Annotated in this window: 21 protein-coding genes; 15 read left to right on the top strand and 6 right to left on the bottom strand. The window is 71.3% G+C overall.

Annotated features, from left to right (window positions below):
* Positions 1 to 70 precede the first annotated feature (70 nt).
* The 10 genes from SANBI_RS09025 (at position 71) to SANBI_RS08980 (ending at position 12,498) form a co-directional block, all read left to right on the top strand.
* Positions 71 to 1,084 carry a helix-turn-helix transcriptional regulator gene (locus SANBI_RS09025; RefSeq protein ID WP_319160979.1) on the top strand — a complete coding sequence of 338 codons (1,014 nt, stop codon included), beginning with the start codon at positions 71 to 73 and terminating at the stop codon, positions 1,082 to 1,084.
* Positions 1,077 to 2,189, top strand: a complete 1,113-nt coding sequence (locus SANBI_RS09020) for a helix-turn-helix transcriptional regulator (RefSeq protein ID WP_319160976.1) — start codon at positions 1,077 to 1,079, stop codon at positions 2,187 to 2,189. Before SANBI_RS09025 ends, SANBI_RS09020 begins: the two co-directional genes overlap by 8 nt.
* Before the next feature lie 10 nt (positions 2,190 to 2,199).
* Positions 2,200 to 2,532, top strand: a complete 333-nt coding sequence (locus SANBI_RS09015; protein WP_319160974.1) for a hypothetical protein — start codon at positions 2,200 to 2,202, stop codon at positions 2,530 to 2,532.
* 162 nt (positions 2,533 to 2,694) lie between these two features.
* Positions 2,695 to 2,982, top strand: a complete 288-nt coding sequence (gene tatA / locus SANBI_RS09010) for a Sec-independent protein translocase subunit TatA (protein ID WP_319160972.1) — start codon at positions 2,695 to 2,697, stop codon at positions 2,980 to 2,982.
* Positions 2,983 to 2,984: 2 nt separating this feature from the next.
* Positions 2,985 to 3,806, top strand: coding sequence for a twin-arginine translocase subunit TatC (gene tatC / locus SANBI_RS09005; protein WP_408669747.1), 822 nt, complete (start codon positions 2,985 to 2,987; stop codon positions 3,804 to 3,806).
* A 10-nt stretch (positions 3,807 to 3,816) separates the two neighbouring features.
* Positions 3,817 to 4,839, top strand: a complete 1,023-nt coding sequence (locus SANBI_RS09000; protein ID WP_319160970.1) for a diacylglycerol/lipid kinase family protein — start codon at positions 3,817 to 3,819, stop codon at positions 4,837 to 4,839.
* A 46-nt stretch (positions 4,840 to 4,885) separates the two neighbouring features.
* On the top strand, positions 4,886 to 7,801 hold the full coding sequence (locus SANBI_RS08995) for a DEAD/DEAH box helicase (RefSeq protein WP_319160968.1): 2,916 nt from the start codon (positions 4,886 to 4,888) through the stop codon (positions 7,799 to 7,801).
* A gap of 91 nt (positions 7,802 to 7,892) precedes the next feature.
* Positions 7,893 to 9,515 (top strand): amidohydrolase, encoded by a 1,623-nt coding sequence (locus tag SANBI_RS08990; protein ID WP_319160966.1) that lies wholly within the window; start codon positions 7,893 to 7,895, stop codon positions 9,513 to 9,515.
* Positions 9,516 to 9,929: 414 nt separating this feature from the next.
* On the top strand, positions 9,930 to 11,546 hold the full coding sequence (gene lnt, locus SANBI_RS08985) for an apolipoprotein N-acyltransferase (protein WP_319160965.1): 1,617 nt from the start codon (positions 9,930 to 9,932) through the stop codon (positions 11,544 to 11,546).
* 136 nt (positions 11,547 to 11,682) lie between these two features.
* Positions 11,683 to 12,498: a polyprenol monophosphomannose synthase gene (locus tag SANBI_RS08980; protein ID WP_319160963.1), complete on the top strand. Its 816-nt coding sequence runs from the start codon at positions 11,683 to 11,685 to the stop codon at positions 12,496 to 12,498.
* A gap of 80 nt (positions 12,499 to 12,578) precedes the next feature.
* Here SANBI_RS08980 and SANBI_RS08975 read toward each other — a convergent pair whose 3' ends face one another.
* The 3 genes from SANBI_RS08975 to SANBI_RS08965 form a co-directional block, all read right to left on the bottom strand.
* On the bottom strand, positions 12,579 to 13,037 hold the full coding sequence (locus tag SANBI_RS08975; RefSeq protein ID WP_319160961.1) for a GatB/YqeY domain-containing protein: 459 nt from the start codon (positions 13,035 to 13,037) through the stop codon (positions 12,579 to 12,581).
* Between the two features lie 156 nt (positions 13,038 to 13,193).
* Positions 13,194 to 13,538 (bottom strand): RNA polymerase-binding protein RbpA, encoded by a 345-nt coding sequence (locus SANBI_RS08970; RefSeq protein ID WP_319160960.1) that lies wholly within the window; start codon positions 13,536 to 13,538, stop codon positions 13,194 to 13,196.
* A gap of 479 nt (positions 13,539 to 14,017) precedes the next feature.
* Positions 14,018 to 14,533 carry a hypothetical protein gene (locus SANBI_RS08965; protein ID WP_319160958.1) on the bottom strand — a complete coding sequence of 172 codons (516 nt, stop codon included), beginning with the start codon at positions 14,531 to 14,533 and terminating at the stop codon, positions 14,018 to 14,020.
* A gap of 214 nt (positions 14,534 to 14,747) precedes the next feature.
* Here SANBI_RS08965 and SANBI_RS08960 point away from each other — a divergent pair, with 214 nt between their 5' ends.
* Positions 14,748 to 15,062: an ArsR/SmtB family transcription factor gene (locus SANBI_RS08960; protein ID WP_056132791.1), complete on the top strand. Its 315-nt coding sequence runs from the start codon at positions 14,748 to 14,750 to the stop codon at positions 15,060 to 15,062.
* A 163-nt stretch (positions 15,063 to 15,225) separates the two neighbouring features.
* On the opposite strand, the gene SANBI_RS08955 is transcribed toward SANBI_RS08960, so the two are convergent.
* The 3 genes from SANBI_RS08955 to SANBI_RS08945 all read right to left on the bottom strand — a co-directional run bounded on the left by SANBI_RS08955 (position 15,226) and on the right by SANBI_RS08945 (position 18,272).
* Positions 15,226 to 15,825 (bottom strand): DUF1349 domain-containing protein, encoded by a 600-nt coding sequence (locus SANBI_RS08955; RefSeq protein ID WP_319160955.1) that lies wholly within the window; start codon positions 15,823 to 15,825, stop codon positions 15,226 to 15,228.
* Positions 15,826 to 15,884: 59 nt separating this feature from the next.
* On the bottom strand, positions 15,885 to 16,859 hold the full coding sequence (locus SANBI_RS08950) for an LLM class flavin-dependent oxidoreductase (RefSeq protein WP_319160952.1): 975 nt from the start codon (positions 16,857 to 16,859) through the stop codon (positions 15,885 to 15,887).
* Positions 16,860 to 16,997: 138 nt separating this feature from the next.
* Complete coding sequence (locus tag SANBI_RS08945; protein WP_319160950.1) at positions 16,998 to 18,272, bottom strand: MFS transporter; 1,275 nt, start codon at positions 18,270 to 18,272, stop codon at positions 16,998 to 17,000.
* Positions 18,273 to 18,330: 58 nt separating this feature from the next.
* Between SANBI_RS08945 and SANBI_RS08940 the strand changes: the two genes are divergently transcribed.
* From SANBI_RS08940 to SANBI_RS08925, 4 genes are all read left to right on the top strand, one after another.
* Positions 18,331 to 18,873, top strand: coding sequence for a TetR/AcrR family transcriptional regulator (locus SANBI_RS08940; protein WP_319160949.1), 543 nt, complete (start codon positions 18,331 to 18,333; stop codon positions 18,871 to 18,873).
* 48 nt (positions 18,874 to 18,921) lie between these two features.
* Complete coding sequence (locus SANBI_RS08935; protein ID WP_319160946.1) at positions 18,922 to 19,383, top strand: helix-turn-helix transcriptional regulator; 462 nt, start codon at positions 18,922 to 18,924, stop codon at positions 19,381 to 19,383.
* A 5-nt stretch (positions 19,384 to 19,388) separates the two neighbouring features.
* Positions 19,389 to 19,799, top strand: coding sequence for a VOC family protein (locus tag SANBI_RS08930; RefSeq protein WP_319160944.1), 411 nt, complete (start codon positions 19,389 to 19,391; stop codon positions 19,797 to 19,799).
* 293 nt (positions 19,800 to 20,092) lie between these two features.
* Positions 20,093 to 22,486 carry an excinuclease ABC subunit UvrA gene (locus SANBI_RS08925; RefSeq protein WP_319160942.1) on the top strand — a complete coding sequence of 798 codons (2,394 nt, stop codon included), beginning with the start codon at positions 20,093 to 20,095 and terminating at the stop codon, positions 22,484 to 22,486.
* Positions 22,487 to 22,544: the final 58 nt, after the last annotated feature.

Raw genomic sequence — 22,544 nt, 5'->3', positions numbered from 1 at the left:
GGTCACCTCGCCCGCCACGGCCGTCTCGTGTCGGGCGTTGCGCGCGCGTGGCGGGCGCTAGCGTAGGGGCGTGCCTGCGACCACCCCACCTGCTGCCCGACTCCTGAACCTCGTCATCGCGCTCATGAACACGCCGTTGCGCATGACCAAGGACGACGTCCGCGCATCCGTGGCGGGCTACGACGAGGCGGCGACGACCGAGGCCTTCGAGCGGATGTTCGAGCGTGACAAGGACTCCCTGCGTGCCCTCGGCGTCCCGATCGTCACGGTCGACTCGGGCGGGCACGCGCAGGACGTGGGGTACAGGATCGACAAGGACGCGTACGCCCTCGAGGAGGTCGACCTCACCCCGGCCGAGCTCGGTGTGCTCTCCCTCGCCGCCCAGTTCTGGCAGGACAGCGCTGTCGCGGTCGACACGACGAGGGCGCTGACCAAGCTGCGGTCGGCGGGGGAGTCGGCCGAGCTCGGCGAGGCCGCGGACGCCGTGGCAGGTCTGGCGCCGCAGGTCCGCTCTGTCTCCGACGCCTACGAGACGCTGCTCGACGCCGTCGTCGAGCGTCGCGCGGTCACCTTCACCTACAGGGCCGCGAGCACTGGGCAGGTGCTGCGCCGCACCGTCGAGCCGTGGCGTGTGGTCGTCCGCGACGGCGGCTGGTACCTCCTCGGGCACGACCAGGACCGCCGCGCCGCACGCGCCTTCAAGCTGACCCGCGTCGAGGGGCAGGTGCGGGCCACCGGACCCGCCGGCGCCTTCGACATCCCCGCCGACCTCGACGCCGACGCGCTCATCGGGCTGCGCCGCCCGGCCCCGCTGCGCTCGGCTGTCCTCGCGCTTCGGCCCGAGCGAGCCGGTGCGCTGCGTGCCCGTGCGCGGGTCCACGGCGACGAGACCGGTGGTTCGGTGCCAGGCCGGGACGTCGTCGTGGTCGACTTCACGTCGGTGAGGACGATCGCGGACGAGGTCGCCGGGTACGGTGACGCTGTCGTCGTGCTCGACCCCCCGGACGTGCGCGCCGCCGTGATCGACAGGCTGCTCGCCGCGACCAGACTCACCGGACCGACCGAAGGAGCGCACCGTGGCTGAGCGGGCGACAGAACGCTTCGTACGCCTCGTCGGACTGGTGTCCTTCCTCGAGGCCTCGGGCCCCGTCCCCGTGGACGAGCTCGCGCGGCACTTCGGTGTCACCGCGAAGCAGATCCTCGCCGACGTCGACACCCTGTGGGTGTCAGGGACGCCGGGCTACTGGCCGGACGACCTCATCGACTTCGACGCCGACTCCTACGACCGCGGCGTCGTGCACCTCACCGAGGCCCGCGGCATGACCCGCCCGCTGCGGCTCGGCACCCGGGAGGGCATCGCGCTCATCGCCGCGCTGCGTGCGCTGCGCGAGGCCGTGTCGGCCTCGGGAGACGACGAGCAGGCGCGGGTGGTCGAGTCGGCCCTGACCAAGCTGACCGTCGCCACGGGAGACGCGGCGTCTGCGCTCGACGTCCGCGTGACTGTCGACGCGTCGCAGGAGGTCCTCGCGGCGATCCGGTCTGCCACGACCACCGGCCGCAGGCTCCGGATCGACTACGTCGACGCCTCTGACGTGACGACCCGACGTGTCGTCGAGCCCTTCCGCCTGGTCCCCTCGGACGACGTGACGTACCTGCACGCGTGGTGCCTGGACGCCCAGGGGGAGCGGACCTTCCGCACCGACAGGATCCTCGCGGCCGAGGTGGTCGACGAACCTGTCACGCACACCGCCGGCCGGTCCGAGGGGACCCGCGCCTACAGGCCCGCAGGAGACACCGTCGTCGAGCTCGTGCTCTCGGCCCAGGCGCGGTGGATCGCCGAGCAGGTCCCCGTCGAGTCCGTGACGAACATCGACGAGACCCGCTTCGCCGTGACTCTGCGCGTCGCGAACCCGTCGTGGTTGCGCCTCTTCCTCCTGCGCAACGCCCCGCGGCTCATCGCGGTCGGGCCCGACGAGGTCCGCGAAGACGTCGCGGTCGCCGCGCGCCTGGCTCTCGCGGAGTACGAGGCGCTGGGGTTGCACGGGGACGAGAGTGCAGAGGGTGGCGAGAGCGCAGACGGTACGCAGCGCGCAGCCCGCGCCGAGGGTGCTGCCGGTGCCGACGGCCTCGACAGTGCCAGCAGGGCTGGTGGGGCCGCTCAGGACGTGCGGCCCCCCGTCGGGGCCTAGGCTGGCTCGCATGTGGTTCTGGATCTGGTTCGTCCTCGTGGTCGCCGCCCTCGCGGGTGCCGTGCTGCTCGCGCGCTCCCTCTGGCGGCGCCTGCGCCGCACGGCACGCACCGGCGGTGAGGCCCTGGCCACCCTCGAGAGGTTCGCCGAACGGGTCGAGGCCCTCGAGGGCGTCCCCGTCGGGCCAGAGCCGCGAGGCGTCGACGTCTTCGCCGACGCGGCCGCCCGCCACGACCTCGCCGAGCTCGTCGCGGACCGCCGTGCGCAGCGACGCAGCCGGCGCCGCGCACGCTACGCCGCAGACGCGGACCGCTACGAGACGTGGCGCACCATCGACCTCTGACGATGTGTCAGCGGCATTGAGCACGGGCCTCGCGTGGTGCAGACTGGGTGAAGCGCTTCGACGAAGAAGCGCCTGCACCAGGCAGATACTTCGGGCAGGTACCCTTCGCAGTGCGTCACCGGATCTACGATGGAACGACCACGCCCACACCAGGAGGCACCCATGTTGGGGAACGCTGTCAAGCCCACGCACCTGCTCATCTTGCTCATCATCCTCGTGCTGCTCTTCGGGGCGAAGAAGCTCCCGGACCTCGCCAAGAGCGTCGGCCAGTCCCTGAAGATCTTCAAGAAGGAGATGAAGGAGCTGACCGAGGACGACGACAAGACCGCACCGACAGTCCAGGTCGTCACCCCTGAGCAGGGCGCAGCCACACCGCCTGTCACCCCCGTGGACGTCACCGCCAACCCGCCGCGGACACCGTCCGGGAGCACCACCCCGCCGCAGGCGTGAGCGTGGCGCAAGGCTCCCGCCGGTCTGAGGAGCGCGCCGAGAAGCTGGCTGCGAAGGGCAAGATGCCCCTGCGCGGCCATCTCCTCGAGCTCCGCCGTCGACTCTTTCTCGCCGCCCTCGGCATCGTCGTCGGTGCTGTCGGCGGCTGGTTCTTGTACGACCCTGTGTTCAACCTGCTGCAAGAGCCTCTGCTCGACGCTGCCGCACGCCTCAACCAGCCGATCAACATCAACTTCGGCGGCATGGCCACGGCCCTCGACATGAAGATCAAGATCTCGCTGTTCATCGGCGTGATCATCACCAGCCCGTGGTGGCTGTTCCAGCTGTGGTCCTTCATCACCCCGGGACTGACCAGCAAGGAGAAGCGCTACACCTTCGGCTTCCTCGGCTCAGCGGTCCCGCTCTTCCTCGCCGGTGCCTTCATGGCCTGGATGATCCTGCCGCACGCCGTGAAGATCCTCACCGACTTCCTCCCCGAGGGTGCGACGAACTTCCAGGACGCGCAGACGTACCTGAGCTTTGTCATGCGGCTGCTGCTCGCCTTCGGCCTGGCCTTCGTGCTGCCCGTCGTCATGGTCGCCCTGACCTTCGCGGGTCTGGTCCGAGCCGAGACGTGGGCGAGGGGATGGCGGTGGGCCATCGTCATCGCCTTCACCTTCGCCGCCGTCATGACTCCGACCCCCGACGCGCTCACCATGATCCTCGTGGCGCTGCCCATCGTGATCTTGTACTTCGCGGCCCTCGGGGTCTGCGTCCTGCGAGACCGCGCGGTCGACAAGCGCACGGCTGAGCGTGACGCCGAGATCGACGCGTACGACGTCTGACCGTGCCCCTGTGACCGCGACCCCCGCACGAGGCGGGCCGGTCGCCAGTGCCTCGACGGGCTCTGGTGACCGGTCCCCACGCCGACGCACCGTGGGCCTCGTCGTCAACCCGACTGCGGGGCACGGCCGCGGACGCGAAGCCGGGCGGCTGGCCTCACAGCTCCTCACCCGAGCCGGCATCGAGGTTCTCGACGTCTCGGGTGCCTCGGTCGCCGACGCGGTCGCCCGTGCCCGCGCGGCGGCCCTCGACGGGCTCGACGCGCTCGTCGTCGTCGGGGGAGACGGCATGGTGCACCTCGGCGTCAACGCGACGGTCGAGACCCCCACCCCGCTCGCCGTCGTGGCCACGGGCTCGGGCAACGACTTCGCGCAGGTCCTCGGGCTCCCCGTCCACGACGTCGCCGCGTCGGTCGCCCAGGTCGTCGCCGCCCTCGAACGGCCAGCGCGAGCCGTCGACGCCGTGCACGTCGAAGCCGTCGTGCCGGGTGGTCGGCCCCACGACCCCGCCCACGGCGACGATGCCTGGGGTGGCCGCTGGTACGCAGGGGTCCTGTCCCTCGGGCTCGACGCCGACGTCAACGCCCGCGCCAACACCTACAGCTGGCCCTCGGGTCACGGCCGCTACGTGCGGGCGGTCTTCGCCTGCCTCGCCGGCTTCTCGCCCTACGGGTACAGGCTCACGACCGACGCCGGGACGCAGACCTTCCGCGGGACGCTCGTCGCCGTGGCCAGCTCCTCCCAGATCGGCGGCGGGCTGCGCATCGCCCCCGACGCCGCTGTCGACGACGGGCTCCTCGACGTCGTCTACGCGACCGAGCTCTCGCGCCGCGGCATCCTGAGGCTCTTCCCCCGGCTGTACAGGGGCACCCACCTGAGCCACCCGGCCGTGCACGTGGTCCGCACGAGGAGCGTCGTCATCGAGGCCAGCGGCGACGGCCGCGTGCCCCCGGTGGCCTTCGCCGACGGCGAGGTCGTCGGGCCTGTGCCGCTGCGCGCCCAGGTGCACCCTGGGGCGCTGCGCGTGCTGGCCTGACAGAGGCCAGGCCGCATCCCGGTCGACCGCGACCTAGGCTGGACGCATGGCACCCCCTTCACGACGCCGCAGGTCCGCACCCACCCCGCAGACCAGCACCCGGTCCACCTCGAGTGGACCGAGCCCCGCCGAGCGCTACCAGCAGTACCGCCAGCGGGCCGAGCTCGAGTCCCGCGAGGTCACCGCCTTCCGTCAGACCCTCGACTTCGAGCTCGACGACTTCCAGCTCGAGGCCTGCGCAGCGCTCGAGCGCGGCCACGGTGTGCTGGTCGCAGCCCCCACAGGCGCCGGCAAGACGATCGTCGGAGAGTTCGCGATCCACCTCGCCGTCACCGGTGGTCGCAAGGCGTTCTACACGACCCCCATCAAGGCGCTCAGCAACCAGAAGTACGCCGACCTCGTCGCCCGCTACGGAGCCGACAAGGTCGGTCTGCTGACCGGTGACACCACCATCAACGGCGAGGCACCCGTCGTCATCATGACGACCGAGGTGCTGCGCAACATGCTCTACGCGGGCTCGCCGACCCTCGACAACCTCGGGTACGTCGTCATGGACGAGGTGCACTACCTGGCCGACAGGTTCCGCGGGTCGGTCTGGGAAGAGGTCATCATCCACCTCGCCGCCGACGTCCAGCTCGTGTCGCTGTCGGCGACGGTCTCGAACGCCGAAGAGTTCGGCGACTGGCTCGAGATGGTCCGCGGCGACACGACAGTCGTGGTGAGCGAGCACAGGCCCGTCCCGCTGAGCCAGCACGTCGTCGCCGCCCGGCGCGGCGCAGCCCCTGGTGGGCTCTTCGACCTCTACGCGCACACCGTCGACCCGACGGCACCCGGTCCCAACCCCCCGATCAACCCCGACCTGCTCGCCCTCATGCGCCAGGGCGACTCCTTCCGCGGGGGCGGCGGCCGGGGCCGCGGGTACCGCAGCGCCCGCGGCCAGGGCGGACCCGGCGGGCGGGCCAAGGACAGCGCGCGAGGCTCCGCAGGGACCACGGGCCGTCGCGGGCCGGCACGCTTCACGGTCGTCGACGAGCTCGACCGCGCCCGCCTGCTCCCGGCCATCTACTTCATCTTCTCCCGCGCCGGGTGCGAAGGCGCCGTCGCGCAGTGCGTCGGGTCGGGGCTGCGCCTGACCACCCCCGAGCAAGAGCTCACCATCCGCGGGATCGTCGAGGCCCGCTGCGCGAACATCCCCTCCGAAGACCTCGCTGTCCTCGGGTACTGGGGCTGGCTCGACGCCCTGACCCGTGGGATCGCCGCGCACCATGCCGGCATGCTCCCGCTGTTCAAGGAGACCGTCGAGGAGCTCTTCAGCGCCGGTCTGGTCAAGATCGTCTTCGCGACCGAGACCCTCGCCCTGGGCATCAACATGCCAGCGCGCTCTGTGGTCCTCGAGAAGCTCGTCAAGTGGGACGGGTCCTCGCACGTCGACCTCACGCCGGGGGAGTACACCCAGCTCACCGGTCGCGCCGGGCGACGGGGCATCGACGTGGAGGGTCACGCGATCGTCGTCGACCACCCCGGTCTCGACCCCGTCGTCCTGGCAGGGCTCGCCTCCAAGCGGCTCTACCCGCTCAAGTCGAGCTTCGCGCCGACGTACAACATGGCCGTCAATCTCGTGTCCCAGGTGGGCCGCGAGCGCGCCCGCGAGATCCTCGAGACGTCCTTCGCGCAGTTCCAGGCAGACCGCGGGGTCGTGGGGCTGGCGAAGCAGGCCGCCGCGAGCTCGGAGGCCCTCGACGGCTACGCCGAGGCGATGCTGTGCGAGCAGGGAGACTTCCGGGAGTACATGCGGTTGCGCAAGGCGCTGTCCGCACGGGAGACGGAGCTGTCGAAGCGGGCGACCAACGAGCGGCGCAGCGAGGTGGTCCGGGCGCTGGAGGCCTTGCAGCGGGGCGACCTCGTCGAGATCCCGTCGGGGCGGCGCGCCGGATACGCCCTCGTGCTCGACCCCGGGGCGGACGGTGGCTTCGACGGTCCGCGCCCGACGATCCTCAGCACCGACAGGCAGGTCAAGAAGCTCACGGTCGCCGACGTGCCGCAGGGGTTGCGCGTGGTGGGGGAGGTGCGGATCCCGAAGACCTTCAACCCGCGCAACCCCGGGTCGCGGCGGGACCTCGTCTCGTCGATGAACACCCGTCTGGGGGCCTTCGCGGACACCGCCGACGGGCAGGTGCCCGGTCGGCGCTCGACACGCCGTGGTGCCGGTGACGACGCAGAGCTCGCCCGGCTCCAGGCGGCGCTCCGTGCGCACCCCTGCCACGCGTGCCCCGACCGCGAGACGCACGCGCGCTGGGCGTTGCGCTGGGAGTCGCTCGACAAGGAGCACAAGGCCCTGCTGCGACGCATCGAGGGCCGGACCGGGTCGATCGCCAAGGTCTTCGACCGCATCTGCGACGTGCTGCGCACCCTCGAGTACCTGGAGCGCGACGAGCACGGCGCGCTCGTGGTCACCCGGGCGGGGGAGAGCCTCAAGCGGCTCTACGCCGAAAGCGACCTGCTGCTCGCGGAGTGCCTGCGCCGAGGCGTCTGGGACGACCTCGACCCTGCAGGGCTGGCCGCCGCGGTCTCGACAGTCGTGTACTCGGCGCGCCGCGACGACCGCGAGGACGAGCCGCACGTCCCCGGTGGGCCTGACGGTCGCCTGGCGCTGGCCCTCGACTCGACGGTGCGCATCTGGTCGGCCCTCGACGACCTCGAGGACGCCCACAGGCTCGAGGCGACAGGGCCCCTCGACATGGGTCTGGTCGAGGCCGTGCACAGGTGGGCGTCGGGACGCAGCCTCGACGTGGTGCTCAAGGGGACCGACCTGGCCGCAGGCGACTTCGTCAGATGGTGCAAGCAGATCATCGACGTCCTCGGCCAGCTGACCAAGGCGTCCCCGCAGGACCACGTGAGGGTGACCGCGAACAAGGCCATCGACGCGATCCGGCGCGGGGTGGTGGCGTACTCGAGCGTGTGACCGGTGGGCGGGTGCGTCGCCCGGGGGCGCAGGCGGTGTCTGCGCCCCCGGTGGACCACCTGAGCCCACGGGTGGCCTATCGTGGTTCGTCGTGACTTCCATCGTGCTCCGTGGCGGCATCATCCACTCTCCGGCAGACCCCTTCGCCGAGGCGATCCTCGTCGACGACGGGGTGGTGACCTGGATCGGCGCGAACGACACCGCCGACGGTCTGGCCGCCCGGGCCGACCGGGTGATCGAGCTCGACGGGGCGCTCGTGGCACCCGGCTTCGTCGACGCGCACGTGCACGTCGTCGAAGAGGCGCTCGCCCGGTCAGGGGTCGACCTCAGCGCCGTGACGTCCCGCGCCGCGGCCCTCGAGGCGGTCGCCGAGCGCAGCCGGTCGCACTCAGCGGCCGACGGTCCGCTGCTCGCCCACGGCTGGGACGAGAGCCTCTGGGACGACTCCCGTCCGCCCACAGCCGCCGAGCTCGACACCATGACCGGTGGCGCGGCTGTCTACGCGTCGAGGGCCGACGTGCACTGCGCTGTCGTCTCCGGCAGGCTCGCCGACGAGGCCGGGCTGCGCGGTCTGCCCGGCTGGCGTGAGGACGGCTTCGTCACCGGGGAGGCGCACGTCGCAGCGCGAGCCGTCGCGCGAGCGCTGTCACCACAGGCCCGGGACAGACTCGTCGAGGCAGGCCTGCGCGCGGCCGCAGCCCAGGGCGTGGTCAGCGTGCACGAGAACAGCGCACCCGGCTTGGACACCCGCGAGGGCCTCGCCTCGCTCCTGGCGCTCACGGCGTCAGACGACTCAGGCCTGCCGCTCGTCATCGGATATCGCGGCGAGCTGTGCCGCACGGCCGACGAGGCTCGGGAGATCGCGAGCCAGATCCCCGGCCTGCGAGGTCTCGCAGGTGACCTCAACGTCGACGGGTCGATCGGTGCGCGCACGGCGGCGCTCCGGGCCTCGTACGCCGACGCGCCCGGGCACGCCGGCGCGCTCTCCCTCGACGCCGACCAGGTGCGCGACCACGTGCTCGCCGTGACCGAGGCGGGTCTCCAGGCCGGCTTCCACGTCATCGGCGACCTCGCGATGGACACGGCGCTCGCCGGGCTCGCGGCGGCTGCCGAGACGGCGCGCAGCGCCATGCGCAAGATCGGGCACAGGCTCGAGCACGCGCTGCTCCTCGACGACGCGGCCCTGCAGGCCCTCGTTCCCCTGGGTGTGGGTCTGAGCATGCAACCGGGCTTCGACGCCGCCTGGGGAGGCCCTGGGGGCCTCTACGAGGCCCGCCTGGGCAGCGAGCGGGCGGCGGGCATGAACCGCCTCGCCGCGATCGCGTCGGCGGGGATCCCGACGGCCTTCGGCTCTGACGCGCCCGTCACGCCGCTGCATCCCTGGGCGGCAGTCCGTGCAGCCGTGTTCCACCACACCGCCGACCAGCGCATCTCCGCGCGGGCGGCGTTCCGTTCGTCGACGCGCGGCGGCTGGCGCCTGGCAGGGCTCGACCACACCGGAGCCGGTGAGATCCGGGTCGGCGCGCCCGCGCACCTGGCGGTCTGGCGGGCCGAGCAGGTCACCGTGCAGTCCGAGGCCGCCGGGCTGTCGTCCTGGAGCACGGACGCACGGTCGGGCACCCCGCTGCTGCCGGACCTCACCGATCCCGCAGCCACCCCGACCTGCGTCATGACGCTGCGTGCCGGGCGGGCCATCTACGACACCCTCGGCTGAGGCTGAGGCTGGGGCTGGGGCTGGGGCTGCGGTCGGAGGGTGAGGCTGGGCCTCGGTCTGGGCCTGGGCCTTCGGTCGGAGGGTGAGGCTGAGGCTGGGCCTCGGTGGGAGTGTGAGGCTGAGGCTGGGTATCCGTCTGGGCCTGGGGCGTGAAGGGCTCGTGAATCCACCCTTGACACGACTCCGAGAGGGACGAGTAGGTTCGTCTGGTGCGCGAGCGCGGCGCTCCGGCGTCCAGGGGTCAGAACCTCTCTCTGCGGGCACCAGACCGGCGATGTCGTCGCAGGTCTGGGTGGGTCCGCGCGTCCAGTAGAAAACGACGTCCTCGGACGTCGGCCCGAAGGACGCGCGGACCGCCCGCCCACCACAGGCGGCCACCAGCCTGTCCCCACCTCGGTGACGTACCCTGCACGGGTGCCCGCCCGACCTGTACCCCGCCTGCTCGCCCTCCTCCTCGCCGCCGCCGGTGGCCTCGTCGCGGATCTCGCCTTCCCCGACACCGGCATCTGGGTGCTCGCGCCCGTCGGTGTCGCGATGCTGTTCCTCGCCGGGAACCGCGACGCGCCGTGGTGGAACGCCCTGCTCGGGGTGGTGTGGGGGGTCACCTTCTTCCTCAGGCACATCCAGTGGGCGCAGTACGCGGTTGGTGACGTCCCCTGGATCGCGCTGAGCGTCCTCGAGGCGTTCTTCGTCGGGGCGGTCATGCTCGTGTGGACGTGGGTGCGGCGCGTCCCGCGCATCGGGCGGAGCGTCCTGCTGCAGGTGCTCTCGTTCTCTACCCTGTTCGTCGCGGGCGAGGTCGCCCGGTCGGCGGTGCCCTTCGGAGGGTTCCCGTGGGGTCGGCTCGCCTTCTCCCAGGCCGAGTCGGCCCTCGGCAGGCTGGCCTGGGTGGCCGGGGCGCCGCTCGTCTCCTTCGCCGTCGCGGCGGCCGGTGCGCTGCTCGCCGTCGCCGTGCTCGCCATGCTCCGCGTCCAGCTCATCACTGTCGGGGCGTCGCTGATCGCCGCTGTCGCGATCCTCGCGGTCGGCCTCGCGGTGCCGCTCGGCACGCAGGCAGAGTCCGGCACGCTCGCCGTCGGCGCCGTCCAGGGCAACGTGTCCAAGCCCGGCCTAGACGCCTTCGAGAACCGCCGCGAGGTGCTCACCAACCACGTCGACGGGACGTACTCGCTGCTCGACTCGGTCGACCAGGGCGACCTGGACATCGTGCTCTGGCCCGAGAACGGCAGCGACTACGACCCCCAGGTCGACGCCGAGGCCGCGCGCGACATCGACGACGCCGCCGCGGCTGTCGGAGCACCCATCCTCGTCGGGGCGCAGGAGTTCCCCGAGAGCGGTGGCCGGTACAACGTCGGGCTGCTCTGGGAGCCTGGGGTCGGCGTCGTCGACAGGTACGCGAAGCAGCACCCGGCACCCTTCGCCGAGTACATCCCGATCCGTGAGCTGGTCCGGCCGTTCTCGTCGGCTGTCGACCTCGTGACCAGGGACATGATCGCCGGGACCGAGGTCGGCGTGGTGGACCTCGACTCCGAGCGGTTGGGCCGTACGGTCTCGATCGGTGACGTCATCTGCTTCGAGATCGCCTACGACGGCCTCGTGCGCGACTCCGTGGCAGCCGGCGCCGAGATGCTCGTCGTGCAGACCAACAACGCGAGCTTCGGCCCGACGGCAGAGTCCACCCAGCAGCTCGCCATGTCGCAGATCCGGGCGATGGAGACGGGCCGCGCGACGGTCCAGATCTCGACGGTCGGCGTGAGCGCCGTCATCGCCCCGAACGGGACGGTCGTCTCCCGCACGGGTCTGTTCACCCACGAGCAGATGATCGAGGACGTCGCTCTGCGGACCTCGACGACGCCCGCCGTCGCCATCGGCCCTGCAGTCCCGTGGGTCGTGCTCGCCGCGACGCTGGCACTCCTCGTCGCCGCGGCCGGTGCCGGAGCCCAGCGCCGCCGCGAGCGGGCCGCCGAGGTCACCGGCCGAGGAGCTCCGCGGTCTCGCCCGTCCGCGGGGCGCTCGGCTCCGAAGAAGTAGTGACAGGGACGACTCGCGGCCGGCGGGCGCGCGAGGGCGTAGCCCCGGCTACAGTCCTGGGGGTGCGCACAGCGCGCACGGCCTCGGGAGCGTCACCGAGCACGACCGAGAGCCGGCACGGCGAGCAGGGAGCAGGATGGATCCGCAGGTAGACCGCGTCCTCGTGGTCGTCCCCACGTACGACGAAGCACTCACGCTTCCCACGCTCCTCGCAGGGATCCGCGAGCACGCACCCGGGGTCGACGTGCTCGTCGTCGACGACGCGAGCCCTGACGGGACCGGGGACATCGCCGAGGCCCTCGCTGCGCAGCGCGCGGCCGACCTCGCGGCGGCCGATCTCGCGTCCGAGGGGTCCCTCGGTGCCGTCCACGTCCTGCACAGGCAGGGCAAGCAAGGGCTCGGGACCGCGTACATCGCCGGGTTCCGCTGGGGCCTCGAGCGCGGGTACGACGTCGTCTGCGAGATGGACGCCGACGGGTCGCACCGACCCGGAGACCTCCCACGCCTGCTCGCGGCGTCGTCCGCCCAGCCGCACCCTGCCCTGGTGCTCGGGTCGCGCTGGGTGCCGGGCGGGTCGGTCGTCAACTGGCCGCGGCACCGCGAGGTGCTCTCGCGTGGTGGCAACACCTACGTGAGGCTCGCGCTCGGGCTCCGCCTGGGTGATGCCACCGGCGGCTTCCGCGCGTACAGGGCCGAGACCCTGCGAGGCCTCGACCTCGGCTCCGTCGCGTCGCAGGGGTACTGCTTCCAGGTCGACATGGCGTGGCGGGTCGCCCAGGCGGGCGGCCGCGTCGTCGAGGTGCCCATCACCTTCGTCGAGCGGACGGCGGGGGAGTCGAAGATGAGCCGTGGGATCGTCCAGGAAGCACTGCTGAAGGTCACCGTGTGGGGCGTCGCGCACCGCGCGCAGCAGCTTCGTAGGCTCGTCACCGGACGCCGTCGCAGCAGGTGAGGCGTGGTGGCAGGTGAGACGACCGCCTACGCCGCGTCTCCCGGCGGCGTCAGCGCGGGACGCCGCCGCGACGTGCGGCGTCAGCTCGTGAGGGCTGCGCGCACCTTCTGCGACAGGGCCTTGCCGTCGACACGGCCGAGCCCGGCGGCGGCTGCCTGCACGGCCTTCATGACCGTGCCCATGTCCTTGGGGCCGCTCGCCCCGGTCGACGTGATGGCGTCGGCCACGAGGGCGTCGACCTGCTCGGGGGAGAGCGACGCGGGCAGGTAGCCCTCGATGAGGTCTGCCTCGGCAGTCTCGTTGGCGGCGCGGTCGTCAGCCTTGGCGTCGGCGAAGATCTGCGCGCTCTCGCGGCGCTTCTTGACCTCCGAGGTGAGGACGGCCTGCACCTCCTCGTCGGAGAACTCCCGTGCCACAGATCCCGACTTCTCAGCGGTCCGGACGGCTCCGATGATCTGACGGAGGGTGCCCGTCGTGAACGTGTCACGGGCCTTCATGGCGGTGGTCAGGTCTGAGGTGAGGCGCTCGAGCGTGGTCATGTGACTATCATGCCCGGCTGCGGCAGGGTCCGGGGACGACGAAGGCCGCACTGTCACGTGTCGTGACGGTGCGGCCTTCGTCGTACGGTGCTGTCGGTCAGCGCTCTCGACGACTGCTGTCGATCAGCCCTGGCGACCTCGGCTGGTGCCTGGTGCTCAGGCGCTGCGGCGGAGCTTGCCGGCGCGGAGCAGGGCAAGACGCTCGTCGAGGAGGTCTTCGAGCTCCTTCATCGAGCGACGCTCGAGCAGCATGTCCCAGTGGGTGCGCGGCGGCTTGCCGGACTTCGCCTCGGGCCTGTCGGCGTCGCGGAGCAGAGCCTCCTCGCCGCACCTGCACTCCCAGACGACCGGGACCTCAGCCTCGGTCGAGAACGGGAGGATGATGGTGTGCCCGTTCGGGCAGTCGTAGTGGGCCTGGAAGCGCGGGGCGAAGTCGACGCCCTCGTCAGATTCCATGCTCTTGGCGCCGATGCTCATGCCGCGCAGCGAGCGGTCTGCCATGTGTCCTCCAGATGTCTGCGGTCCCGGTCGTGCAGCTGACGGGTCAGCGTGCGTCCGGGCGGGTGTCCTGCTGAGTAGAACGGGTCGTGTGGTCGAGATGTTCCTGACGCGCGTGAAGGTCTCGTGAACCAGCAGACTGTGCAGCGCCGGGGCTGCGAGTCGGTGGGGGAGAGACCAGGACGACGCCGGGGTCAGCGTGCGGGTCTGGGCTCCTGGTGCGGCGTCGCGCGCCTCGCGCCCGCCTGGCACACAGGTCTCAGAACCGAACCACTGTACCGTGCCTGCGGTCGCTCCCGCACGCTGGGAGCGAGTCGCACCGGTCACAGCGTGGGCTCGGTCACGGTGCCGGCTCAGGCGCAGGGTAGGTCCAGTAACAGCGTCGGCTCGGTCACGGTGCCGGCTCAGGCGCAGCACCCGCTCGGTCACAGCATCCGTTCGGTCAGAGTGGCAGCTCAGTCATGGTGTCGACCGATCGCTCGTCATCGGTCGCAGGTCGCCCGGTCGAGCGGCATGGCGCGGTCGCTCCCGACCGCGGCCATGAGGTCGACCGTCCAGCCGGCGTCGTCTGCGACCTTCCACAGGGCCCTCGCCCACCGCTTCTCGAAGGCTCCGAGCCCACCACCCGAGGGTCGGCTGATCGCGACCAGGACTATCAGACCGTCGGGGTGCTGGGCGAGGACCGTCGAGACGACGTCGACGATCTCGGCGACGGGTCCCGACGAGGGCAGCCCGGGGAGGCCGTCGAAGGGGATCGCGAGAGGGACGACCTGCCGCGCCCCGTCGAGGAAGGTGAACCACAGCACCGGTGACGAGGACAGTCGCGGTCCGACGAGACCGACCAGGTGGTCGAGGACCTCTCTCCCGGTGATCAGCGTCGTCCCCGGCTGGCAGGGAACCTCTGGCCTCGGCCGGGTCAGCAGGTCGGTGCTCTGGGTCGCAGGGAGCCGTGCGTCGTAGCCGGTGTCGTGGATGGGACGTGCGTCGTCGTGTGTCATGCGGTCGACCATGCCCCGGTGACACCTCGGTCAGCCACGGCTGGCTGGCCCCCTGTGGACCGACGGCTCTGTCCACACCTCTCACGCACGCAGAATGCCTGGTTGCCCGCCGGACGAGGTAGAGGCAGGTCCGGACGCTGGTCAGGTCCGGACGCTGGTCAGGCACTGCGTACGATGGAGCGCCCACCCCGCACCACCCAGGAGACGCTGACCCATGACCGAAAGCAGCGGCGAGTCCGCTCTCGCACGGTCTTTCAAGGCCCTCTCCGACCCGAGCAGGCTCCGGCTGCTCTCGCTCGTCGCCGCTCACGACGGGGGAGAGGCGACTGTCGTCGACCTCACCGAGCCGCTCGGGCTCAGCCAGCCGACGGTGTCCCACCACCTGAAGATCCTCGTCGAGGCCGGGCTGCTGACCCGCGAGAAGCGCAGCGTGTGGTCGTACTACGCGCTCGTCCCGGGCGCGCTGGGCACGCTCGGGCGGTATCTGCGGGACGCGGACGCCGCCTGGTCGCCTGCCGAGAACGGCTGAGCCACCCGGCACAGGGCTGACCTCTGCGGCACGAGATTGAGCTCTGCGGCACACGGCCGATTCCTCGGGTCGCCCGACCACCGCTCCGACCGCGCGCCTCCGACGCAGCGCGGAGACCGCTCGGCCGGTCGACCGCCTCCCTCGAAGACCTGCGCCGCCCTCGTCAGCTGCCGTCGCGCAGGTCGGCGAGCCTGTCTTCGCTGTAGACGATCTCGTCGAAGCGCGCGACGCACCGCTCACCCATCGGGGCCTGCGACAAGAACCCGACAGTCGGGACCTGAGGCGAGCCGATGCGGAACACGCGGACGAAGTCCCACCTCGTCCCGTCGACCGAGGAGTGGAAGGCCCAGGCCTCGCCGACACGGCTGAGCCGCAGGTAGACCTCACCACCGGTGACCAGCACGGAGTTGCAGTCGTCGGAGTACCCGTCGGTCACGACGCTGACGACCATCACGTCGCCCTGCGGCGATCGCTCGAAGCAGAGCTTCGCCCAGTGGTCGGCGTCGATCCACAGGCACAGCGCACCGGCGTCGAAGGTCGACCGGGGCGCGTCGACCCGGACCCTCGCCGAGAGCGTGAGGTCGCCTGTCGGCTGGAAGCCGAGCGCGGCCGCCTGGTGCTGCTGCGGTCCTCCGGTCGGGTCGTTGCTCCAGTCGACACCCGCTGCGGCGGTCAGGACGAGGGTGCCGTCGTCGTCGAGGTGGGCGTCACCCTCGAGGGGTGCCCAGGAGAGCGGCGGGAGGCCAGGGATGTGGAGTGCCACGGTGCAGTCCTTCGTACGGTCCGGTGATCGGTGCGGCGCGACCGCGGGCGGGTCGACGCCTAGAGGATGCTAGCGAGTGAGGCAAGTGCCTGGACAGGGTCGTCCCCGACGGGCTGCAGGACCACGCAGTCAGCCCCCGCCGCACGCATCCGGGCGAGTGACGCCCTGGCGTCGTCCCTGGTCCCGCTGACGGTCAGTGCGTCGACCCACGCGTCGGGGAGTGCGGCGACGAAGTCTGCCCGGGAGGCGGAGCGAGCCCGCAGCGCGACGATCTCGTCGGCGAAGGGCAACGGCCGCAGGTGGGCTTCCCAGCCGGGCTCGCCGATCCACTCGAGCCCTGGACGGACCGCCTGACGGGCAGCGTGGGCGTCGACGTCGACAGCGGCTGCGTTGTACGCGACGACGCGGTGCTCAGCCGTGCCGATCTGCTGGCGGGCCTGGGCGATGTACTCAGGTGCCGACGGCTCGGCGAGCACGGTCCCGTCGGCCACCCGTCCGGCGAGCGCGAGGGAACGCGGACCACGGACCCCGGCGAGGATCGGCGGCGCCGTCCGCGGCCCACCCTCGAGCTGCACTGCGTCCAGGTGCACGTAGCGTCCGTCGACACTCACCTCGTCTCCGCAGAGCAGGGCGCGCAGCGCGGTGACGTGCTCCTCGAAAGAGGTGAGGATGCTCTCGGGCCAGGCGCCCACGCTCTGCATCCACGCAGGCATGCCGTGCCCGATCCCGAGGTGCAGGCGGTCGCCGAAGAGGTCGACGAGCGTCGCTGCCTCCATCGCTGTGAAGGCGACGTTGCGCGCGGAGGCCGGCAGGATCCCGACCCCGACCCGGATGCGTGAGGTGACCGCGAGCGCGGCCGAGGCCTGCGCGATCCCGCCGCGGAACCCGAGATCTTCGACGACCCAGAGCTCGTCGAAGCCTGCGTCGTCTGCGGCGCGGGCGAAGTCGAGGATCTGGTGGGCCGGGAGGTCCCGGGGGAGCATGATGCCGATCTCAGGGAGTGCGCTGTCCGGGGTCGCGTCGTCACGAGTCATGGGTACTACCGTACACATCACCGGCGAACCGCACAGCACTGTCGAGTCGCACGCCATGTCGCCAGCTCCGCGAGGCGTGACGGCCAGCCAGGACTCAGATCTCGGCAGGGATCCCTGCCGCAACTGGCCGCCATGCTCTCAGCCGGGCTGGTCTCCACTCTCGGCAGAGGCGACGGCCGCTCTGGGCGGCACAGGCACGTCGCCCGACGCCGACCGGGCCCGTGGTCGCGCTGCGGACGTGAGCAGCGAGGCGAGGGCCACGACGACGAGCACGACGACCATCGCCCCGCGGAGCCCGTAGTGCTCTCCGAGGAAGCCGAGCAGGGGCGGCCCGACGAGGAAGGCGACGTATCCGGCCGTCGCGACGGCGGCGACCGAGGAGGTCGGGTCGTCGCTGTCCCCAGCGGCCGAGAGCGTCACGGGGAACCCGAGCGCGGCACCGAGGCCCCAGAGGATCACGGCGCAGCCTGCGACGACCACGTTGTCGGCGAACACGACGAGCGCGATGCCGGCGGCCGAGACGAGCGCGCTGACGCGCAGGACCGCGACGTTGCCGAAGCGGGCGAGCAGCGGCTCGCCCGAGAACCTGCCGATGGTCATGGCGGCCGCGAAGCCCGTGAAGATGACGGACCCGAGGGTCTCCGACATGCCGTGGCCGTCGACCATGAGGAGCGGCAGCCAGTCGCTCGCTGACCCCTCGGCGAGGGCGAGGGCGAGGACGATGAGCCCGAGCATGAGGATGCGGCTCTGCTTCCAGACGGAGAGCTGCTCGCGCCAGGTGGAGGAGGCCTCTGTGCCCTTGCGGGCGAGCCCTGTCGTGGCGGGGACGGTCGGCACGGCCCACAGGGCGGCCGCGGCACCTGCCGCAGCGATCGCGGTGAGGTGCCAGACGACAGGGAAGTCGACAGCGGTCAGACCGATGCCGACGGTGGCCCCGACCACCGTGCCGAGGCTGTAGCACCCGTGCAGCATCGGCAGGACAGACCGACCCGAGGCGTTCTCGATGTCGGCACCCTCGATGTTGACCGCGATCTCGGACATCCCCACGCCACCGCCGACGAGGGCGAGGCCGACGAAGACGCCCGCTGTGAGCCCCAGTCCCGACGCTATGCCCACGAGCGCGAGCCCCACGACGAGGCTGGTGCCCCCGATCGCGATGGTCCGCCGGGCACCGTGCGCCCTGACGACGGAGGCAGAGGACAGCACACCCGTCATCGACCCGACCGAGAGCCCGAAGAGCACGAGGCCCATCTGCCCCGTCGAGGCGTCGAGCAGGTCGCGCACGGCCGGGGTGCGGACGACCCAGGAGGCCATCGAGACGCCGACGACGAGCATGAACACGAAGACGGCCGTCCGTCGACGGCGGAGCTCGGGGCTGAACGGCGGCCGGGTGCCGACGGGGGTGCTGTGCATGTGTACGAGCGTACCGCTGAGGTCGTGGCACCCAGGGCAGGTCTGAGAGGATGGCCCGATGGCCAGGCGATTCGACCCCACACGACGAGACCGGATCGTCGACGTGACCATCGAGGCCGTCGCCGAGCTCGGGGTCGCCGGCATCTCGGCGAGGCGCATCGCCGCCCGCGCCGACGTCCCGCTCGGGTCGATGACCTACCACTTCACCGACATGGACGAGCTGCTGCACGAGGCGTTCACGCGCTTCTCGCTGTCTGTCGCGACCCGCTTCGAGGCTCGGCTCGTGGCCGCGACCACCGTCGACGAGGCGAAGCAGGCCGTCGCGACCCTCGTCCTCGACGACCTGGCGCAGTCGCCGCGCGAGCTGGTGCTGACCCACGAGCTGTACACGCTGGCCGCCCGGGACGCCAGGTACCGGACCATCACGCGCGAGTGGATGCGCCGCAGCCGCACGGCGCTCGAGCGGCACTTCACCCCGGACGTCTCACGCCAGCTCGACGCCCTGATCGAAGGGCTGACCATCCACCAGGCTCTCGACACCGAGCCTCACGACCCGCAGGTCACCGTCTCGGCGATCGACGCGATCTGCCGCGGAGCCTGACGGACCGGTCCTTCCCGCCACCACCTCGGACGTGGCACGATCGGTGCCGTGACAGCCAGGGCATCGGGCGAAGACCAGCTGCGCGACCTGGCGCGGCTGCGGCGGGTGCGCGACAGGATCGACCGCGACTACGCCCAGCCCCTCGACGTCGAGGCGCTGGCACGTGGCGCGAGCATGTCGGCAGGTCATCTCAGCCGCCAGTTCCGTGCGGCCTACGGGGAGTCGCCCTACTCCTACCTCATGACCCGGCGGATCGAGCGGGCGATGGCCCTGCTGCGGCGCGGGGAGATGAGCGTGACCGACGTCTGCTTCGCCGTCGGCAGCTCGTCCCTGGGGACCTTCAGCACCCGGTTCACCGAGCTCGTGGGCATGCCCCCGAGCGCCTACAGGAAGCAGGCAGCGTCAGCAGCGGGCCTGGTCACCGGCGAGCTCCCACCGTGCATCGCCAAGCAGATCACCCGACCCGTCAGGAATCGAGAAGCACCGACCGTCGCGGCAGACCTAGCGTGAGCCGCATGGACCTCATCATTCACTGGACCTTCCTCAACCACGACGACGGCGACGCGGCCCTGGCCTTCTACCGCGACACCCTCGGATTCGAGCTGCGCAACGACGTCGGCTACGGCGGCATGCGGTGGCTCACAGTCGGCCCTCCCGGGCAGCCGGAGACCTCGGTCGTCCTGACTCCTCCAGCCGCGGACCCGGGCATCACCGACGACGAGCGCCGCACGATCACCGAGATGATGGCGAAGGGGACCTTCGGGCACCTCGTGCTCGCCTCCTCCGACATGGACGCGGCCTTCGCCCAGGTCCAGGCCAGCGGTGCCGAGGTGGTCCAGGAGCCGACCGACCAGCCCTACGGGGTCCGCGACTGCGCCTTCCGTGACCCCGCAGGCAACCTCATCCGCATCAACCAGCTCGGCTGAGGGTCGGCGCCTCACCGGCGCCTCACCGGCACCTCACCGGCACTGTCGGAGCACACCTGACGAGACTGACCTGGCCCGATGCACTGCCCTCACGACGGGTGTTCCGCCTGGGGGCACAATCAGACATACTTCTCAGTCAGGGTCCGGCGCAGCGCTCGGACCTGGTCAGCACGCTCGAACCTGGCGAGCACCGAGAGACCACCCAGCGAGCGTCCGTCGGGTACGCCAGCGGAGCGCCACAGCCGCCGCGGCCGCCCGAGGCACCGCCGATCCACTCCACAGACAGGGACACGATGGCCACGAGCACGACGACAGGGATCGACACCGGCGCGCAGCCGCACGCGGCTGACACCCACGACCTCATCAGGGTCCGGGGTGCCCGCGAGAACAACCTGCAGGACGTGAGCCTCGACCTGCCCAAGCGCCGGTTGTCGGTCTTCACAGGGGTGTCCGGGTCGGGGAAGAGCTCACTCGTCTTCGCCACGATCGCCGCCGAGTCGCAGCGGATGATCAACGAGACGTACAGCGCGTTCCTCCAGGGGTTCATGCCGAGCCAGGCCCGGCCCGACGTCGACCTGCTCGAAGGGCTGACCACGGCGATCATCGTCGACCAGGAGCGCATGGGCGCGAACTCGCGCTCGACGGTCGGGACCGCGACGGACGTCAACGCGATGCTCCGCATCGTCTTCAGCCGGCTGGGCCAGCCGCACGTCGGCTCGCCCCAGGCCTTCTCCTTCAACGTCGCCTCGATCAGCGGCGCCGGCGCGGTGACCATCGAGCGTGGCGGGTCGACCGTCAAGGAGCGGCGCAGCTTCAGCATCACCGGAGGCATGTGCCCACGGTGCGAGGGCATGGGGACAGTCAACGACATCGACCTCACCCAGCTCTTCGACGACTCGAAGTCGCTCAACGAGGGGGCGCTGACCATCCCCGGCTACACGGCCGACGGCTGGGGGGTCAAGATCTTCACGGGCTCAGGCTTCCTCGACCCCGACAAGGCGATCCGCGACTACACGAAGAAGGAGCGGGCGGACTTCCTCTACAAGGAGCCTGTCAAGGTCAAGGTCGGCGACATCAACATGACCTACGAGGGCCTGATCCCCAAGGTGCAGAAGTCGTTCTTGTCCAAGGACCGCGAGGCGATGCAGCCGCACATCCGCGCCTTCGTCGACCGGGCGGTCACCTTCACCACCTGCCCGGACTGCGAGGGGACCCGCCTCAACGAGGGGGCGCGGTCGTCCAAGGTCGCCGGGCTGAACATCGCCGAGGCGTGCTCGATGCAGATCAGCGACCTCGCGACCTGGGTCCGGGAGCTCCACGAGCCGTCGATGACACCGCTGCTCGACGCGCTGCGCGACACCCTCGACTCCTTCGTCGAGATCGGGCTCGGGTACCTGTCGCTCGACCGGCCCGCCGGGACGCTGTCCGGGGGAGAGGCGCAGCGCACCAAGATGATCCGCCACCTCGGGTCATCGCTCACCGACGTCACCTACGTCTTCGACGAGCCGACGATCGGGCTGCACCCGCACGACATCCAGCGGATGAACCGCCTCCTGCTCCAGCTCAGGGACAAGGGCAACACCGTCCTGGTGGTCGAGCACAAGCCCGAGATGATCACCATCGCGGACCACGTGGTCGACCTCGGCCCTGGCGCAGGGACCGCCGGCGGCCAGATCTGCTACGAGGGCACCGTCGACGGTCTGCGCGAGAGCGACACCCTCACCGGACGGCACCTCGACGACAGGTCGCGCGTCAAGGAGACGGTCCGCCCGCACCGCGGCGCGATCGAGATCCGCGGCGCGAGCGCGAACAACCTCCGCGACGTCGACGTCGACATCCCGCTCGGTGTCCTCGTCGTCCTCACCGGCGTCGCCGGGTCGGGCAAGAGCTCTCTCGTGCACGGCTCGATCCCCGCCGGCGCCGGCGTGGTCTCGATCGACCAGACCGCGATCCGCGGGTCCCGCCGGAGCAACCCGGCCACCTACACAGGGCTCCTCGAGCCGATCCGCAAGGCCTTCGCCAAGACGAACGGCGTCAAGCCTGCGCTGTTCAGCGCCAACTCCGAGGGCGCGTGCCCGGTGTGCAACGGCGCCGGTGTCATCTACACCGACCTCGGCGTCATGGCGAGCGTCGCGTCCCCCTGCGAGGTCTGCGAGGGCAAGCGTTTCCAGGCCTCGGTCCTCGAGTACCACCTCGGCGGACGCGACATCTCTGAGGTGCTCGCGATGTCCGTCGCCGAGGCCGAGCAGTTCTTCGGCGCGGGGGAGGCCCGCACACCTGCCGCGCACGCGATCCTGGTCCGTCTGGTCGACGTCGGGCTCGGATACCTGCGTCTCGGGCAGCCGCTGACCACGCTCTCGGGTGGTGAGCGCCAGCGTCTCAAGCTCGCCACGCACATGGCCGAGAAGGGCGACGTCTACGTGCTCGACGAGCCGACGACGGGCCTGCACCTCGCCGACGTCGAACAGCTCCTCGGGCTCCTGGACAGGCTCGTCGACTCCGGGAGGTCGGTCATCGTGGTCGAGCACCACCAGGCCGTCATGGCGCACGCCGACTGGATCATCGACCTCGGGCCGGGCGCCGGGCACGCCGGGGGCAGAGTCGTCTTCGAGGGGACCCCTGCGGACCTCGTCGCCCAGCGGTCGACACTCACCGGGGAGCACCTAGCCGACTACGTGAAGAGCTGACCTGAGGCACGAGAGTCCGCCTAGAACCACCTGAGGCGGACTTTCGTCCCGGGGAAGA

The sequence above is a fragment of the Sanguibacter biliveldensis genome (assembly GCF_033798665.1).
GTDB classification, from domain to species: domain Bacteria; phylum Actinomycetota; class Actinomycetes; order Actinomycetales; family Cellulomonadaceae; genus Sanguibacter; species Sanguibacter inulinus.
Note: the sequence above shows the minus strand (reverse complement) of the source record. Positions and strands in the feature narration are given on the sequence as shown.

Bases quoted from the DNA above. Each gene is read 5' to 3' on its own strand.
- SANBI_RS08925 (WP_319160942.1), top strand. From the start codon at position 20,093: ATGGCCACGAGCACGACGACAGGGATCGACACCGGCGCGCAGCCGCAC.
- tatA (WP_319160972.1), top strand. From the start codon at position 2,695: ATGTTGGGGAACGCTGTCAAGCCCACGCACCTGCTCATCTTGCTCATC.
- SANBI_RS08960 (WP_056132791.1), top strand. From the start codon at position 14,748: ATGACCGAAAGCAGCGGCGAGTCCGCTCTCGCACGGTCTTTCAAGGCC.
- SANBI_RS08930 (WP_319160944.1), top strand. From the start codon at position 19,389: ATGGACCTCATCATTCACTGGACCTTCCTCAACCACGACGACGGCGAC.
- SANBI_RS08980 (WP_319160963.1), top strand. From the start codon at position 11,683: ATGGATCCGCAGGTAGACCGCGTCCTCGTGGTCGTCCCCACGTACGAC.
- SANBI_RS08965 (WP_319160958.1), bottom strand. From the start codon at position 14,533: ATGACACACGACGACGCACGTCCCATCCACGACACCGGCTACGACGCA.
- SANBI_RS08945 (WP_319160950.1), bottom strand. From the start codon at position 18,272: ATGCACAGCACCCCCGTCGGCACCCGGCCGCCGTTCAGCCCCGAGCTC.
- SANBI_RS09015 (WP_319160974.1), top strand. From the start codon at position 2,200: ATGTGGTTCTGGATCTGGTTCGTCCTCGTGGTCGCCGCCCTCGCGGGT.
- SANBI_RS08950 (WP_319160952.1), bottom strand. From the start codon at position 16,859: ATGACTCGTGACGACGCGACCCCGGACAGCGCACTCCCTGAGATCGGC.
- SANBI_RS08970 (WP_319160960.1), bottom strand. From the start codon at position 13,538: ATGGCAGACCGCTCGCTGCGCGGCATGAGCATCGGCGCCAAGAGCATG.
- SANBI_RS08975 (WP_319160961.1), bottom strand. From the start codon at position 13,037: ATGACCACGCTCGAGCGCCTCACCTCAGACCTGACCACCGCCATGAAG.
- SANBI_RS08995 (WP_319160968.1), top strand. From the start codon at position 4,886: ATGGCACCCCCTTCACGACGCCGCAGGTCCGCACCCACCCCGCAGACC.
- SANBI_RS08940 (WP_319160949.1), top strand. From the start codon at position 18,331: ATGGCCAGGCGATTCGACCCCACACGACGAGACCGGATCGTCGACGTG.